This window comes from Streptomyces sp. NBC_00237, assembly GCF_026342435.1.
Taxonomy (GTDB): Bacteria; Actinomycetota; Actinomycetes; order Streptomycetales; family Streptomycetaceae; genus Streptomyces.
Genome location: NZ_JAPEMT010000001.1, coordinates 1,917,164 through 1,933,176 on the forward strand (window position 1 = coordinate 1,917,164; position 16,013 = coordinate 1,933,176).

Genomic DNA, 16,013 nt, shown 5'->3' on the forward strand with positions numbered 1-16,013 from the left:
TGATCACTCCTTGAATTGGGCAGCCTCGTAAGTGCCTGAGATGGTAATTTCTGATTTGCGCGGAATGACAGTCAGTGCGTCAAGCCCATTCGTTGCCTTGGTACCCGGCATCCACATGTATGCCGTGGAGGCGGTATTCCCCCTGCTGATCTTCAGTTTGAGGTCGACAACGTTCGGCAGCCCTGCGGCTGTACTTCCGTTGTCGATAATTCCGGAAACCACTTGCCCTGTCTTTCCGTTGGCTGGCTCAGGCAGCGTGATCCCGTAGACCCAATTGCCCTTGGAAACCCGCAGATCCGTGTTTGTGATGTTCCGGATGGATGCGGAGAAAAACACAGTGTTGGGTGCGATCCAGCGAAAGCGGCCAACACGGTATGGCGCAGAAGGGGACTGACCTCCCACAATGCTTGGGGTGTAAGAGAGGCTCTTTCCCAGAGTGCGAGAGACTGTGTATCCGTCCCGACTCTTGAACCCCTCATACTGCGTGTCAGAGGTGTTGGAATCCATATCCATCACGAAGGTGCCGACAGGCATGTACTTAAGTCCTGCCGCCATGTTCCAGGGGTAAGCCGCTGGAGCGGGGACGTCGAAAGGCGCACAGGGAGTTAGGGCTATCGGCCCGTTACGTGCCCCTGCACTGACTTCGTAGAGAGGCATTTCCCAGATGCCACCGGCCTGCCGTCGAGGCTGCGGGGCTACGGGAGTAGCCCCAGGGGTTCCCGTGCGGACTGCCAAATTCACCGATCCCTTTGAAATGTCCGCCTGGATGACTACGAGGTCCATTCTCGGCTTGTCACCAGGGTTCTCCGGAACTGCCACAGACTGAGGGGAGGTGAGCTGGTAGTAGAACCCGCCAACAAATGCCTTACCGGGCTGGACCTCTACGAGTCGGCTGTTAAGAACCCTCCCCTCAAAGGGAAGGGTGGTGTACGTAGTAGAGGTGAGCTGGAAATCTACTCTGTCCCCGCCCCACATATGGGCCATGGACTGCCACTGAGTCTGTGAGACCACGGCAGTACCGCCGTTGGCGTTGTCTACATTGAATGGATAGCTGATCTCAGCCACGGAGCCTCACATCCTCGCTTCTAGTCGTCTGAGTTTCCGCTGAAGGTCGCTCACGGTTTTGTACAAATTCAGGGGTTCTCCCGATCCCTGCTGCCCAATCTTCGGACTGACGTCGTTCACCTTTCCAGCGTCATCAACATTGATGGTGACTTCTCGGATGACGTCCACGTACTCGACTCCGTCGACAACCACAGTCACTTTGTCGCCGACGAAGTAGTGTTCGCCAAAACGGCAGAAGTCCGTATCAATAGGGTAAACTTGGAAATTGCCGGTCTTCTCGGTTTCCTTGAGGGCTGTTTGTGCAGCCTCCCTGATGACTGAGAGATAGTGGGCTACAGCAGTCGGCTTGGCAGCAGTGAGAGACGTCTTTAGGGCGGCTCTGGCGAGGAGCCCGGCACCTGCGGCATCCGTAAAAGCGTCCTTGGTGGAGTCGAAAGCAGCCTTGGCCGTTGTGTAGGCGGTAGTTGCCTTCCCTAGGGCCTCCTCTGCCTCGTCAAGGGCCTTTTGGGCGGCTGCCTTCTCTGCGGCCGTATCTGCCTCAGCAAGTCGCTTCCTGGCCCTTGTAACGGCTTCCTTTACGCTTTCCAGATTGTTCACAGCCTGGTTATAGGGACTCTTCGTCTTGTCGTGAGCCTGGTCCGCCTTCTGGGCGGCTGCCTCAGCGGCGACGAGGGCCTTGCGCTTAGCCGCGACATCAGGAGTCCAGTCGAGGCCCTCGGGGTTCTGCCCGATGTCCTCAAATCCATCGGAGTCGATGGTGGTGATGAGTACGGGGTTTCCCGCAGTGTCGGTCTTCAAGGGAATGTCTCTACGGTCTATGAGTTGTTCGTAAGAGGTTCCCCATTCCGCCTCAGACTCTGAGTCAATGAGCTGCCAGATGTAACGCTCTTTGCCGTCGCCCTGACAGGCGACAATGATGCGGGTTACTAGAGGGGCAGAGAGGGTGTAGATGTACTCCCTCAGATTCCCTAGCTCAGGGCTGAAACGGATTTCCTTGCTCAGGTCCCTGGGAACGAAGACCTTCAAGTCGACTTCCTGAGCGGTGCTGTTGTAAATGAAGCGGTAACCAATGTTCTTTGTCCTGCACCACTCCTCCAGCTTGGCCCCTATCTGGTCATAGCGGAGATTGTCAGAGAGTGTTGGTCCGATCTGTGGATCAGGTCCGGCGTTGACGCCGACAACGCGTCTGTCAGAAAGAGCACCGGCGCCCACGGCGGAATTGAGTTCTTCCCATACGGCTGAGCCAGCAGCCTTTGCGACTGCACGTGTGCTCCTACCTGAGTACTGCTGGGGAATGGTTCTTCCAGTCTCGGGAAAGGCGAGACGGCTGTAGGCATAGCGGTTGTGACACTTGCCTGCGATGTACAAAGAGCCAGGCCCTGTGTGCTGGACCTTGGTCCAGTACTTTTGGTAAGTGTCCACTTGGCCACTCAGGAGGGGTTCTGAAACTCCCTCCTGCCAGATAACTACTCCACCGCCCTTCTCGATCAAGTCGGATTGTGGGGTTCCGTCCTTGATGAGGAGTTGCCAGATGCCCTCGGCACAGAATCTGACGGTAAAATCAAGGGAGATCCATGTGTCTATCTCGCCTACACGTCTCTTGGCCCTGTCGAATACTTCGACTCGATAACCCATGGGCCTCCTAGATGAAACTCGCGTAGCGTGGTTCGAATGAGAGCTTCACACTGGCTTTGCCAGTGCCAGCCACCACAGAGATGGAACATACTGAATCGCCCTCTTCTACGGGCCAGAACACAGGGCTGGTATCCAGCACCGAAAAGTAGTTCTTACCTTGGTCGTCCCTCACGGTCTTCCGCCCAGGGCGGGTGTCGATAGTCAGTACTCGACCAAGGGGAACTAGGTCCACTCCGCTGGCAGGCGGAGAGGCCCTGAGAACTCCCCCCGAAGGGGAGGTCAGAGAGAAACTCTTGATGGGGCCAGTGAGTTCCCAGACTGGCCAAGCTTCAATGTCGCCTGGATTAGAAACGTGGTACTCGCTTCCAGGGCCTCCCATGACTCCCCGACTGATTTCGAGGGGGAAGAACTTCCGAGAAGCACTAAGGAAGGGAGCCCCAGTTCCGAAATCCCAGCGGTGGGACTCAGAGCTAGCAGGATAAAACCACGGGTCCATGGCGGTGAACAACAAGGCGTATTTACACCATGAGAACCCGGCGAGGTCAGTTCCTTCGGCCCCATCCATACCGTCTTTGTAGTAGGCGGCTATATGGCGACTATGCCCGTCGCCCTCGGTAAATTTCAGGACGCAGTAACCGCGTCTTGGATTCAGGGCCTTGAATAGCTTTCGCTTCAAGGTATTGAGTGTCTGCCTGTCAACCCCGTAGAGGTACAGCGGGATCATGATTTCCCGTGATGAAGTCCTGGAAGATCTGAAAACGGATCCGTCAAGAGCGGGGGAGTCGTCTGAGAACAGGGTGTGGGGTGGCATATCAAGGCCGGTTGCCCCCGCCTGCATGATGATGGAGGGCCAGGCGGACGAGGTCCATCCCGTCAAAGGGATCTCCTCGCCCTGCCCGTCGGCTCCTCTGATGCTGACTGCTGTCCGGTCCCAGAGGACTGGGGTGGGCGGTACCGGGCGCACTACTGGGGGCAGTGTGGACCCAGCTCGTACGGGGATAGGCAATAGACCTCCCTAGAGTGGTGAGTAGAGGGCCTCCGCCTGCTGAAGGGCCCGCATGACCGCATGCGGGGTGGGCTCGGATCGAGCCTCGTGGATGTGGATCTCGTACTTCGCTTGACCGTTGAGGCCGGACAGGAGAGCCGCTGTCTCGTCAGCGGTGTAGACCCGAGCTCCACCACGTCCGAAGTCGACGAGCTCGGGACCCTCCTCGCCTACGAGGGCGAGGCCAGGAGACGCGGAGAGCGTTCCTGTGGCGTATCCCTTGGTCCCGGCAAGAGCGCTGGGCCAGTTCGACCCGTACCGGCTGCGAGCATAATTGAGGCCCGCATAGATAGAGGCGTATGGATTGGTAATCCCTAGCCCTCGGTACTTTCCTGCGTAGGCATTGAAAGTTCCTGGGATCGTCTGCATCAAACCTTGACTCGGATGTCCGGCCTTCGCGTTAGAGTCCCAAAGATTGATGGCCTTCGGGTTTCCCCCGGACTCCACGCCGATCCTGTGAAGAACGAGTTTGAGGTAACTCGCAGACAGGCCAAGCTCATTGAGTGCTCGAAGCACCAGAGGACTCCAGCGGTTGACGCTGTCGCCCTGTCCGGGAGAGCTGAACATCCCTGAGAGGTCTAGCCCGTTCCTGTTGGCATTCGAGACCTTTGAGTTTCCAAAGTCGAACAAACCCTTGGTGTTGGGCATTGACTCTTCTGCTTGATCCAGGAACTCACCGTAGACCCGCTGTGCGTAGGGAAGAGGTTGGCCCTTGACGTCGCGTACGACGTCGACCATGGAGACAACTCCATTCAGGTTGTCTGCAACCGTCTTGTAAACGGTGTCTATGACATCCTCGATGGCTCCGAAGGGGTCGGAGACGACATCCCAAATGGCCTGGCCGGACTCAAGAGCCCCGCCTAGAACGTCAGTTGCAAGCTTCCCCAGAGTGTCAAGGCTGAAAACGTGGCCCATGAATCGTTCACCACGTTGAACGATGTTTCCCTGACCCTTCCAGACGTCGGGCCAGAAGTACTCTCCTGCGACTCCTGCGAGGGAGCCGCCAAGAACTCCGAGGATCTGACCCACACCTGTGGGAGCCCTCTTGAAGAACGTCCAGAGGTCTTTGGACATCCAGTCATAGGCACCCCTGAAGTTCCGGGCACCAGCACTACCGGCAACTCCTGAAGCCTTCGTGCCAGTCCCTAGAATCCCCGCCTGAGTACTGCCCCCAAGGGCATCTGAAGTACCGTCGAGCTTCATTGTCTTTACAACCGCGGACCCAATTCGAGGCATCTCGTTGATGATTTCCATCATGCGACTTGCCTGATCAAGTCCCAGGCGGCCCCCGCCGTTTCCTGCGACTACACCACCTCGCGCATGGCGCGAGAGCTGACCACGGATGGCCAACTCATTCCATGCGTTGATGGTGCCTTCTCCGAGATGGCTAGTGACTTCCGGTCTGAGTACTGCCTCACCCGGAGAGAGGATGGCAGGGATGTTGTCTACCCAAGGGGAGTAGCCAGGAAGGACACCCGCGAAGGAGACGTCAGAAGGCCGCATGACACCGCCTCTGGCCTTCTTCTTCTTTGCCCCTCCGGAGCCGCCTCCGCCGGGAGACTTCTTGGCGATCCTGTCTAGGGCTCCATCGAGCCCATCACCCTCACCTCTTGCCCTCTTGAGGGCCTTGGCAAGGTCATCAACTTGGTCGGTAATCTTCTTGAGGCTGCGACCATTCAACAAACCGACACGGCCTGCTAGAGATCCGGCACCGGTGCCCTGACCCACCATCGCGTAGGAATCCCTAGCGGCAGCAGTCAACTTGTCGAACTCGTCAATGATCTGAGTCAGTCGACGCTTCTTGAGGTTCTCAACTCGTCCTGAAACAGAGGCACTTTGGGTGCCAATGCCGATCTGATCCGCAGACTCCTTGGCGGCCCTCGTAAGGGCCTGTACGGAGTCGGTGACGCCTCCAACATTCTTCCCGTTGAGATTGCCTATGCGGGTATTGGCACTCGTGATGTCCTTGCCCGCTGCCTCAGCAGCGGCCTTGAGGCGGTTCACCTCTCCGGTGACTCCGCCCAGTTCGCCGCCGTTGAGGGTGTCTACCTTGGTGCGGGCCTGACTCAGCTCCTGGCCCAGGTTCCGGGCGCTTGCCTCCGCCTTGTCGATCTCTTGGCGAAGTTGGTCCAGGTCGGCCCCGTTGAGGGGCTGAACCCCCTGAGTGACGATGTTTCGGATGGAGTTCTGAGCCTGGTTCGCGGCTCCTTGGAGGGAGCCGCCACCGCCGTTGCCCGCTAGAGCCTGCTGGATGCTCCGCAACGACTGATCATTGACCTGTCGCAACTCGTCCCTGAGGCGGGCGGCTTCCGCTCTGGCCTCCTCGATCTGCCTCTCTATCTTGGCAATCTCTCTGGCCTGGTCATCACCGCTGACCCGGATGCCTAGAACGGAGTCACGGGTACGGGCTACAGGTCCTCGGGAGTCCCCACCTCGCAGCTCGGCGCGACGAGAACGGTATGCCTCACGGCCCACCATGCGGGCCTCTCTGCGAGACGAGCCCTGAGAGCGGGCCTCCGTCCGGGCGTCACGAGCTGCTGACCGCTGATCCCTGGCGCGGCTCACACCGCGTACACCTTGGACAGCACCTCGACCCACAGCAGCCACAGGGGTAAGAAGTCGACCACCGACGCCGATGAATTTGCCCAAGACCTTTGTAGCGAGAGCAGCAGCGAGGATTAGAGGACCCCACTGGACCAAGAATTTGGTGACAGCAGGAGCAACGTCCGCTAGAGGAGAGTCCCGGAGAGTAGAGGCTACCCAGTCCACCATGGAGATGAAATTTTCCATGGATTCCAAGAACAGCCCAAGGAACTTCTTGACATCCGGTCCGTACTTCTCGGCCATATCCTGGACTTGATCGAGTATCCCATCCTGACGATACGTACGGACTACCCGCCCTTGTTCGTCCCGCTCAACATGGGTGTCCTTGCCCATGAGCTTCTCGCCAAGCTTGGTGTACTTATAGGCCCCATCTTTGTCTTCCTCGACGAAGAGGTTTCCCAGCTCGAAGACAGCCCGTTCCTTCATTTGCTGGACCCGGCCTGAGATGGTCTCAGAAGTCATCTTCTCAGCAGAACCTACGGACCCGTCAGACCGCATGGGGCCAAACTTCTCGCCGTATTTCTCGGGGTTCCAGTAGTTCAACATACTGTTCATGATCCGAGTACCACTGACACCGCCGCCCTTAGCGGCTGGGGTTCCAATGACCTTCCACATGTTTCCGGCGTCAGAAAATCCGAGAAGGTTTGCCAATTCGGATGCTGGCATACCCGTAGCCGCCGCAAGCTGTTTGACGTTACGCGTAGGCGCCCGGTCCATATCCATAATCATGTCCATCGCGTACATAGCACGCCTGAACTGTTCTGGATTAAGATTACCCGCACGGGCCATCGAGTCACCGATGGCCATGATCAAGTCAGTTGTCTTCTCGGCAGCACTGTTCGCGGCTGCGGTTCTCTTGTCACCCTTGGAGTACCAGTTCTTGTCAGCACCAGCAACCGACCGAATAAGCTTCATCTGGTACTCGTGCATTACATCGATACTGAATGGGGTGTTGATGGCGTACTTCTGAATTGCGTTCATCTGCTCTGCGGACTCCGGTTTAGCAACACCCGCAGCACTTAGACCAAGCTGCCCCAAAAGACGCTGATCACCGGACTTCACACCGATGGTTGTCAGCGCCGCACCAGCGGCAGCAAGAGGAGCAAGGAACTTAGTCGTGAGGATGTTTCCAGCCTCGTTGATCGACATTCCCACCTGATCAAACCATGTGCCAGTCTTCCTCAGTGCACCCTCAGTACGCTTGAAGAAGCCTTGGGTTGTACTCGTGGTACTGCCGATATCACGGCGCATCGCAGTCAACTGGCCCCTTAGGGCCGCCATATGCCGTTGCCGTCCGGCAATGCCTTCCTGAATCCAGGCTCTCTCTGCCGCAACCAATCGGCGAATGTCGGCAATCTGGGCCTGTGTGGCTGCCCTGCGGGCGGCTACCTCTTCCCGCATCATCCGGAGAGCATCGGAGTGGGCCTGGTTTACCACTCGTCGACGTTCGCGGGCTTCATCCCGCATAAGGCGGAGAGCTTCGCCGTGAGCTGCGTTGAGCATCCGGCGACGCTCCTGGAGAGCGCGGGCCTCGGCCCGCTGCTGGTCCTGAAGCATCCTCAGAGCCTCAGCATGAGCCGCATTCATAGCGCGCTGCCTGTCACGCTCTAGACGCGCCTTCTCGCGGTTGACCTCACGGAGGGCCTGGAGCCTGAGACGTTCCTGAGCCTGTTCCAGGCGGGTCTTCTGAAGCTCTAGACGTGCATGGTCAGTTGCGGACTGCTTGAGGGCAGTCCTTCGGCTCTTCTCCAGCCGCTCGGCTGCGGCCTGACGCTGCCTAGCCGCCTGCTCCTCAACGCGGACAGTTTCCCGGAGGGCCGTTCTGGTCTCCTGAGAAGTCTTCTTCAGGGCCTTCGACTTCTTCAGCTCAAGGTCCCTGTAAGCCCGGAAGCGCTTAGCCGCTTCCTCACCGAACTCACGGGTAATCTGGGCTTCTATGCGCTGAAGGTCCTTTGCAGAATCCCTCTTGACCTTCTTGGTCTTCTCCGCAGCCTTCCGGGCAGCTTTCTCCGTTTCAGCGGGCAGGGTGGCAAGACCCTGTTTAGCAGCCTTAGAGACTTCCTTAGCAGCCGCACCACCGATTTTAGCCAGTTCCCCAGTGATCTCCTTTCGGAGATTCGACATGGCGGACTTGGTGGCCTTGGGGATGATCTCGATATACCCCGTGCCAACTCGGATTGGGGCCCTGCCTTCGGCCATGGGGACCTCCTAGAGGCTGTTCATGCCTCCGAAGAAATCCGCTAGCTCATCAGCAGATGCAAAATGGGAGGTCTCAGGTTCAGTGTCTTCAGGCTCCTGTTCCCCAGGACGGGGGATAGGGGAGGGGAATGCGAGGTCATCGACGCCTTCGGCGTTCGCCTTGATGGCGATGAAGTTACTCAGCTCCATAGCATCGCTGATGCGAGCGAGAAGGTAATCAGACTCAGCCCAACTCGCCCTTTCGTCCATGGACTGAAGGAGAGTAGAGCGTCCATGCTTGGTCATCAGAGATTTGATGAGTACGCCTACACGGCGCAGGGAGAGGGATCCTCTCCAGAGGTCGAGGAGATCGACCCCGAAGAACTCCAAGAAGTCTGCTTCCAGTTCCTCCGGATACTCATTGACGATCCGGAGGACAAGCATTAGTTTCCCGAGTCGCCAGCCTCACCCCTTGCCTCAGACATGGCCTCTGCGAAGTCAAAGAAGTCACCAATGGAAGGATCAGTTGCTTCGAAAGTTGCCCACTGATCCTCACCAAGGATCAGGCGGGTCACTTCGACCTCGTCGTCAGACTGAAGGGCCTTGAGAGGCCAAGTTCGGAAGTGTCCGAAGGTGTAACTATTACCGTTGTACTCAAAGGAAATGGACTCGTCCAGGGCCTCCGCCTTCTGGGCCTTGGCCTTCTTTGCAGAGGTCTTCTTAGCAGGCTCGGTCATGCAGTCTCCAGTGTGTAAGGAAGTGTGGGCGCCGGGGGATTTAGCCCGCCCCGGCTCGGGCCTTTACTACGGCTTAGGAGCGGCAGGAATGATGTCGTCGTTGGTCAGCACATAACCAAGAATGCCCTTGGAGTCCAGGGCTTCCATGGTGAGTTCAAACTTTCCGGCCTCGGACCTCTGGAGCTGAATGGCTCCACGGTCGGAAATCATGGCCCGAGGGATAACCGCCCGGTATCGGATAGCCGACATCTCCCAGTCGACAACGATGGAAATCTCCTTGAGGTCCGGCGTACTTGCCAGATCCAGGCGGAAAATACCAGTCGGCGTATTGCCTGACCCAACTACCTCAACCCACTGGGCTCCGAAGAAGAGTTCCGTAGTCAGCTCGCTGAATTCAAGCAAAGTCGTCTTGATACTGAAGCTAGCCTTAGTCACCTGGTACAGGACTGGGCTTGCTGACTGCCAGGCATTGACTGGCTGTGTTTCCACGCTGGGGGTAATAGTGACCCCCGATTCATCTGTGTAGCCGCATGCCTTGTAGCCAGCAGGGGGCGTATTGACGGTTCCTAGATCAGTGGGTACGACGGTTCCACCGGACGCACCCTCAACGGGGGCGGGTGCGATATAAATCGATCCATTAGGGGCAAAGCGTATTCGCTTAGCATCGTTGGCCAAGTGGCCTCCTGAAACAGGGGGCTAGTTAACGCTCACTAACTGATAGAGGGCATGAAAAAAGGCCCCGGGGTGCGGGGCCTGGCAATCGTCTCTGTATCTCTAGTCTGCGCTCACTAACCTCGAATGGGTATGAAAAAGGCCCCTCGGAGTGAGGGGCCTGCGTGTTTGGGGAGTATCAGATAGCAACGATATAGACGGCTACCTCGCCGCCGTACATGTGCTCTCTGGAGACGGAATCCGGGTAATACGTGGGAGAAGAGATCTCCTCCACGTCCACGACGAGACAGCCCATGAAGGTGGAGTCAGGAAGATCCTCTAGAAGCTTCTCTCTCACCAGATAGGCGAGGTCCACGGCCTCTTTGCGGTCAAGGGCGTACACGTCATATTCAATGTCTGCCCTGTCCGCCAAATCGCGGACGATGCGGTATCCGCCTGAGTGCTCAAGGTAGATGGTCGTGCTGCCGACTTCATGGCGGCTCATGTCGCCCTTAGGGGCTCCGGAAGGGATGTCCTTCTGGGAATTGAGGTATGTCACTAGGACTTCGACGGGGTCGATTCTCAGAGGCTACCTCCTATTCAATCCGCTGCTTCAGAAGAGCAGCCTTGAGCCACTTGCGGCCAGGGTGCCGCCGGCCTGCTCTGTCTGTGAATCCTCGTTCCGTCAGCATCGCGTGACGGACTCTTGGATTTCGGTCAACCACTACATTTCCGTACCAGCCCTTGAGGCTGTTCTGTACGAAATGTTCAACGTTGTGTTTAGTAGCGGTGTAGGAGTTGTTCCCCCGACGCTTGGGCGTCTCCTTGATGGCTACTGCTGCCAGTTTGGCGGTGTGCAGAGCGATCAGGGTTTTGGTCTCAGTAGACCGAAAGGCGATGTCTTCCCATCCAGGCTGAAAGACGAGCTTGACCCGAGAAGATCCAAGCATTAGACCTCCCTCAGAAAAGGGCTCAACCCGTTAGGGGAGCAAAGGGAGTTAGGGGAATGACAAAGGCCCCGACCGGAGTCGGGGCCTAAGCCTGTGAAGCCATCCCCGCGTGCGCGGGGAGCAAATACAGCCACCCTCAGAATAAGGGCCATCCCCGCATGCGCGGGGAACAGGTTAGTGCTAGAGATCCCCAAGGACCACCCCCGCATGAGCGGGGACTACGTTATTGAATTGATCGAGAAGGGATCATCCCCGCATGCGCGGGGACTATTGACTTTCACGGTGGCCGACTCCGCCGCCCGTTGGGTCATCCCCGTGTGCACGGGGAGCAGATACCCCGCATGCGCGGGGAGCAATGACCTTCGGCGTCTCCAACGAAGGCAACCGAGGGGCCATCCCCGCGTAGGCGGGGACAATTTAGTTGTTACTCCCGCAGCTGAGCAACCCCCGCTGTGGCGGGGACGATGTTGCTGTTACCCAGGCTGCCGGACTACCCCCACTGAGGTGGGGAATGGTGCCGCACTCCCGAAGGAGCGCGGGGGTTTTAAGTTATTACGCATCTAGCCGAAGAGGCCGGAATACCGCAATGGTGTCGCGCTCCGAAGAACGCGAAGGCTTCAAGCACGGGACGTGCCAGATCACTTGCAGACGAGATTCCGTAATGGTGCTGCATCTCCGAAGAGACGCAGAGATGTTGCATGTGCCTGTGGTGGCTGGCACGTCTTCGACGCTAGCAGAGCCCTCGGTCATCTGTCAGCCGCTCCCCAGAGACTCGCCCACGGTCCTCCACGCCGTGAGGCGTGTGTGCCTTCGTGAGGTCTGTGTGAGCCTCTGGGGCTCCCCATCCACCTGGTACCAGAGGTTGCCGATCAGGAGCCTGTCAGAGGCCCTCGCAGGGGCCTCAAGGGGGAGCCAGACAGAGAGGCGCTCCTGTACCAAGTTCCGTGATGGGGAAGAGGATTCAGAGGTTCGGTCTGGCTGGGCGGAGCCCATCCCTGCCCAGACTCTGACTGCCCTGTCCCAGTCGGGACGAGAGGTGTAGGCGGAGTCAGTCACTGGGGCCCGGTGGACCTCGATACGTACGAGGTCAGTACTTCCGAGCATTGGCCCTCCACCGACTGATGATGGACGCCTCCCGCTGTAGCGGGATGCTGGCGAGCCCCGCCCGCCTGTACGGGCGGAGCGTGTTTTTGGTGGAGGAGGAAAGAACGACGCCTCCACCACTGAATCTGACCTCTACTTCTCCCACCCTCTCGCTCTCGATGCCGGGACTGAGGGCGAGCCACCTGATGACCTCAGCACAGGCCACTGCGCGGAGAGAGGCAGGCGGATCGAGGTACCCCCATGAGGCGATGAGCACGATGGGGCCCACGGGCCATGCCTCGCGGTCGAGCTGGCGGCCAACGAGTGCCCAGCCATCGAGCTGCTGTCCGCCGTGATGGACGGCAGACACTGAAAGTGCGGCGCTGTACCTCCCTGGGATGGGCAGAGTGGAACCCCCATAGGAGGGGAGAGTTAGGGCCTGGCCCTCCTGGCGGACGAGGTCCCGTCCGCAGTGATCCTCAATCAGCCCGGTTACGTCCGCCAGGAGGGCGGGAACTCTCAATGCCTCCTCAGAAGTGAGGGGCCGCCCGAGTCGGGCAGTGACGTCATTGACAGTGGCAAGCATGGCCCTCCCCTCTTACGGCTTGGGAGGAGCCTCAGTAATGCTCACCTTGAGACCACGGACGAACTTCTCACCAATGACGGTGCCTCGGATGTTAAAGTCCGGGTCTTCCTTCACAGTGGAAATGCCGTACATGGTGTCAAGGCCCATGGTATCGGCCTTGAGGTCATAGTCGTAATCCACGAGCATCCGAGTTGCGATCCCGTTGACATTCTGAACCGAACCGGTGACCGCACCCATAGGGATGGCAGGGCAGGCAGAGGCAATGAGAAGTGCCGACTTGTGGAAGAAGTACATCTCAAGGTCAAAGGAGTTGTGCACTACGACGTCAAAGCCGTAGTAACTGCCGATGATTGCCCGGCGAAGCGCGTTGGTATCGCCGGAATAGTCGACCCGAACAAACTCGGGGTCCTTGAGGAGAATGGCTTCTACCTCAGGGCCGACGATCACATACCGTTCAGTCATCGGGATTTCAGCCCGACGCAGAGCGAGGCGAGCATCAACGAATGCCACACGGAGGGCCAAGGCCCGAGCCATGAGATTCTCTCGACTACCGTCGTACTGAGGGATAGTGACTGCCACATCGCCGCCAACGGCAGTCTTCTGGGCCGCAGTCAGACCAGAACGAGTGATGTTGGCCTTAATGAAGGCCGCAATCGTGTCATCGAAATACTCAGCAAAACCGCGAGTCAGCGGGGCCAGGACCTGACTGCCGAACTGGCGAAGATCGAAGGCCACCTGTTCCATGCTCAGGGCAGTTGCGTTCTGAGCGAGCGTGGTCAACTGCACGGGGAATCGGGTCTCATTGATGAACCCGTTAGGTGCCCGGCGAGGAGTCGCAGGAAGGGGCCGATCCGACGCAGCGGCAAAGGTGTTCTTGTCGCCCGTAATCGGGTTCTTGATTATGTTCGAAATCCCGGCTTCCTGAACCTTAATACTGCGGCTCGGGCGGTTGACGTTGATAACGTCACCAAGTCCACCTGTGTAGTTCAGTTCCGAGTACCGGGCGGGAATCCCGCCAAGAGTGAGCTGACGGTCAAGAAGGCCAAGCGCCGCAATTGTCACCTGGCGCGGATCAAGATTAAAGTGATGCGTAGTAGGCAAGAGGCAACATCCTTAAGGGGTTAGATGAACCTCCCGCCTGCGATAAGGTCCGCAAGCTCATTGGGGTCCATGGAAGTAAATGGCGTTCCGCCAGGCTGGGAATGTCCCGTCCCTCCTTGGATCTGAGGGAAGGGAGGGTGTACATCCGGCTTGGGGAGAGAGGCAATGAAGGTCTTGACCTTGTCGGCATCTGCCTTGCCGTCCTTGGCGAGGAAACGCGTCAGGTCAAGATATTCGGTAGGGGCCGTAACGCCCGCACTCGCGCTCTGAGCGCGAATCTCCGCTTCAACAAGGGAAGTTGCTACTTCAGAGAGAGTCGCGGTTCGCGTCTCAGCCCTGGCAGTCTCAAGAGCCTTTTCCTGATCGGACATGCCAGCCTTCTTCAGCGTGTCAAGCTCAGCACTGGATTCATTCCAGCGCTTCTCATTTGTACGGCTCAGTGCCTTCCACTTCTCGACTTCTGCCTGAAGGGCTACCGCGTCAGGAACAGGCTCAGGAGCGGGAGGGGTAGGAGGAATGGGAGGCTGAGGAACGATCTGCTGTTCAGTCATAGAGTGCCGTCCGTTTCGGATCAGGGGCACAGGGGGCGCACTTGGGATTTCCCCCGGCACCGGTGGGAAAGCTTAAATAAGCATGGCTCGCTACCATTTAAGCGAGCCTTTGACAAGGGCATTTGGTGGTGTTAGTTTCCGTCGCATGACGGATTACACGCCGACCACCGCGGCTGAAATCACAGAGGAAATAGTTGATGCCGCCTACGAGATTGCTGATGGCTGGTTCCAAGGCAAGCGGATCAACTGGGAAAGGCTGCTGTACCGACTCGATGGCATGGAGTTGGCAGATGGCAGGAGGCTCTACATGCCTGAAGACCTGACGCATCCAGCAAACGAGGCACTCAAGAAGGCCGTAAACAAGATGCGCTGAATAGGTGGCCCTACTTGGCCTCGTGAAGCTTCCGGGATACGTTCCCAGAGTTTCCCTGAGGCGGCTTGCTGGCGGCCTTCTTGGCCTCCAGCGCAGCAAGGTCCTGCTGGGGCTGTGGCCCCAACTCCTGTATCTCCGCAGCAGCCTTGGCATCGACCTTCCGCATTTCGCGGAAGTCGCTGATCTGAGCTGCGGTGAAACCAGCTTCAGCCCAAAGGACTTCTAGAGGTACTTCGAGCTGCTTGAGCTTCAGCAGTCCGTCAATGTGCTGGGCCTCAGTCCTGTACTCACAGTCTCTCCAGCGCGTTTCCATTTCGTACGCGCGCTGTCGCTTGTCCCGCTTCACTGCGAAGCACAAGCGAATGACTCGTTCCCAGGACTCCCCGAAGTGGAGCATGAGTTCCTTGACTTGGGCTACTAGCCCAGCCTCAGCCGAAATAATGGCCTCGCCCGATGGAGTGCTGGACGAGTTCACCAAGAAATAGTGACTCGGTACCCTCGACGTTACTCCAAGGTGCTGCACCAGAAGATCCACAAGAGCAACGTAGTTCTGCAAATCAACCGGCTGGAAGACTCCGAATTTTGCGTCAGGGTCCTCAGCCTGCAAGAGCTTGTCCAGGCCCACATTGAACGGAGCAACCGGGTTGCCGTTCTCGTCCTCCTGGATCTCAATTCCAGTGACCCACCTCTGAGGGTAGGCAGCAGCCTCTGAGGCGGTAAGAGCGTCCATCAAAATCTTGTTGATCGCGTCTTGAATAGGAACACAGTTGACCAGGACGGAGGTTGGTTCCCGCCCAAGGCGGGGGCGTCTCTCGAAGGGCACAACCGGAACCGCCCTGAGAGGATTGGGCTGCGAAGTACCCTGGGCCCAATCTGTCGTCCCGTAAGGAATTTCGTAGACGTATTCCTCGGTCCAGAGGGTCACTTGCTGGCGGCCCCAAGGGTCCGGCTCGAAGCGGGCTGCTGCCTCCAGCTCCCAGAGAGAACCAGCCTTGTAGCTGACAGCCATGCGTGTAGCTGGAACAGGGGTGATGGCGGGCTCGCCCTGAGTGTCCGGCCATACGACCACGAACGAAGACCCTGTGATGAGGGTCTCCAGGTGCACAGATGTTGAGTAGGCATCCATGGAAGATTTCTGCCAGAAGTAGCGAGCCTCTTTACCGTCGTCCTCGCCGGGAATACGGAAGCTGTCGACATGAAGGCGCTCACTCGTGGCATCCACAACAACGCCACAGAAGTTGTCCCGCCACCTTTCAAAGACACTGGCGAATACTGCCTTATAGCGCATCTGGGAGAACGCCAACTTCTGTTGCTCCCCCTCGTAGTACGAGGAGAAGACTTGAGAAGGATGGTCAGGGCCCGGCAGCTTCCCATGCAAGTACATAAGCCACTGCTGAGGAGTCTCCGGCTTGCCTATGAAGGCGGTGCTTCCGCCTGGCGGCACGATCAATGGG

The 16,013-nt window shown here is 58.1% G+C and carries 14 protein-coding genes; 1 reads left to right on the forward strand and 13 read right to left on the reverse strand.

Going from position 1 to position 16,013, the window contains the following annotated elements:
• Positions 1 to 3 precede the first annotated feature (3 nt).
• The 12 genes from OG897_RS08455 to OG897_RS08510 all read right to left on the reverse strand — a co-directional run bounded on the left by OG897_RS08455 (position 4) and on the right by OG897_RS08510 (position 14,186).
• Complete coding sequence (locus tag OG897_RS08455) at positions 4 to 1,065, reverse strand: hypothetical protein (RefSeq protein WP_266654394.1); 1,062 nt, start codon at positions 1,063 to 1,065, stop codon at positions 4 to 6.
• Positions 1,066 to 1,071: 6 nt separating this feature from the next.
• A complete protein-coding gene (locus OG897_RS08460) occupies positions 1,072 to 2,700 on the reverse strand; it encodes a hypothetical protein (RefSeq protein ID WP_266654396.1) in 1,629 nt (542 codons plus the stop codon).
• A gap of 7 nt (positions 2,701 to 2,707) precedes the next feature.
• Positions 2,708 to 3,538 carry a phage tail domain-containing protein gene (locus OG897_RS08465; protein WP_323188055.1) on the reverse strand — a complete coding sequence of 277 codons (831 nt, stop codon included), beginning with the start codon at positions 3,536 to 3,538 and terminating at the stop codon, positions 2,708 to 2,710.
• A 177-nt stretch (positions 3,539 to 3,715) separates the two neighbouring features.
• Entirely contained in the window at positions 3,716 to 8,548 is a 4,833-nt protein-coding gene (locus OG897_RS08470) for a transglycosylase SLT domain-containing protein (RefSeq protein WP_266654398.1), read from the reverse strand.
• A 9-nt stretch (positions 8,549 to 8,557) separates the two neighbouring features.
• Positions 8,558 to 8,971 (reverse strand): hypothetical protein, encoded by a 414-nt coding sequence (locus tag OG897_RS08475; protein WP_266654400.1) that lies wholly within the window; start codon positions 8,969 to 8,971, stop codon positions 8,558 to 8,560.
• Positions 8,971 to 9,264, reverse strand: a complete 294-nt coding sequence (locus OG897_RS08480) for a hypothetical protein (protein ID WP_266654401.1) — start codon at positions 9,262 to 9,264, stop codon at positions 8,971 to 8,973. Before OG897_RS08480 ends, OG897_RS08475 begins: the two co-directional genes overlap by 1 nt.
• A gap of 66 nt (positions 9,265 to 9,330) precedes the next feature.
• Positions 9,331 to 9,939: a hypothetical protein gene (locus tag OG897_RS08485; protein WP_266654403.1), complete on the reverse strand. Its 609-nt coding sequence runs from the start codon at positions 9,937 to 9,939 to the stop codon at positions 9,331 to 9,333.
• Positions 9,940 to 10,114: 175 nt separating this feature from the next.
• Positions 10,115 to 10,474: a hypothetical protein gene (locus OG897_RS08490; RefSeq protein WP_266654405.1), complete on the reverse strand. Its 360-nt coding sequence runs from the start codon at positions 10,472 to 10,474 to the stop codon at positions 10,115 to 10,117.
• 37 nt (positions 10,475 to 10,511) lie between these two features.
• Complete coding sequence (locus OG897_RS08495; RefSeq protein ID WP_266654407.1) at positions 10,512 to 10,865, reverse strand: hypothetical protein; 354 nt, start codon at positions 10,863 to 10,865, stop codon at positions 10,512 to 10,514.
• A gap of 1,087 nt (positions 10,866 to 11,952) precedes the next feature.
• Entirely contained in the window at positions 11,953 to 12,534 is a 582-nt protein-coding gene (locus tag OG897_RS08500; protein WP_266654409.1) for a phage gp6-like head-tail connector protein, read from the reverse strand.
• Positions 12,535 to 12,546: 12 nt separating this feature from the next.
• Positions 12,547 to 13,635: a phage capsid protein gene (locus OG897_RS08505; RefSeq protein WP_266654411.1), complete on the reverse strand. Its 1,089-nt coding sequence runs from the start codon at positions 13,633 to 13,635 to the stop codon at positions 12,547 to 12,549.
• A gap of 20 nt (positions 13,636 to 13,655) precedes the next feature.
• Complete coding sequence (locus OG897_RS08510; RefSeq protein ID WP_266654412.1) at positions 13,656 to 14,186, reverse strand: hypothetical protein; 531 nt, start codon at positions 14,184 to 14,186, stop codon at positions 13,656 to 13,658.
• 145 nt (positions 14,187 to 14,331) lie between these two features.
• Here OG897_RS08510 and OG897_RS08515 point away from each other — a divergent pair, with 145 nt between their 5' ends.
• Positions 14,332 to 14,559: a hypothetical protein gene (locus OG897_RS08515; RefSeq protein ID WP_266654413.1), complete on the forward strand. Its 228-nt coding sequence runs from the start codon at positions 14,332 to 14,334 to the stop codon at positions 14,557 to 14,559.
• Between the two features lie 10 nt (positions 14,560 to 14,569).
• Here the strand turns inward: OG897_RS08515 and OG897_RS08520 are convergent, their stop codons facing one another.
• Complete coding sequence (locus OG897_RS08520; protein ID WP_266656675.1) at positions 14,570 to 16,003, reverse strand: phage portal protein; 1,434 nt, start codon at positions 16,001 to 16,003, stop codon at positions 14,570 to 14,572.
• Positions 16,004 to 16,013: the final 10 nt, after the last annotated feature.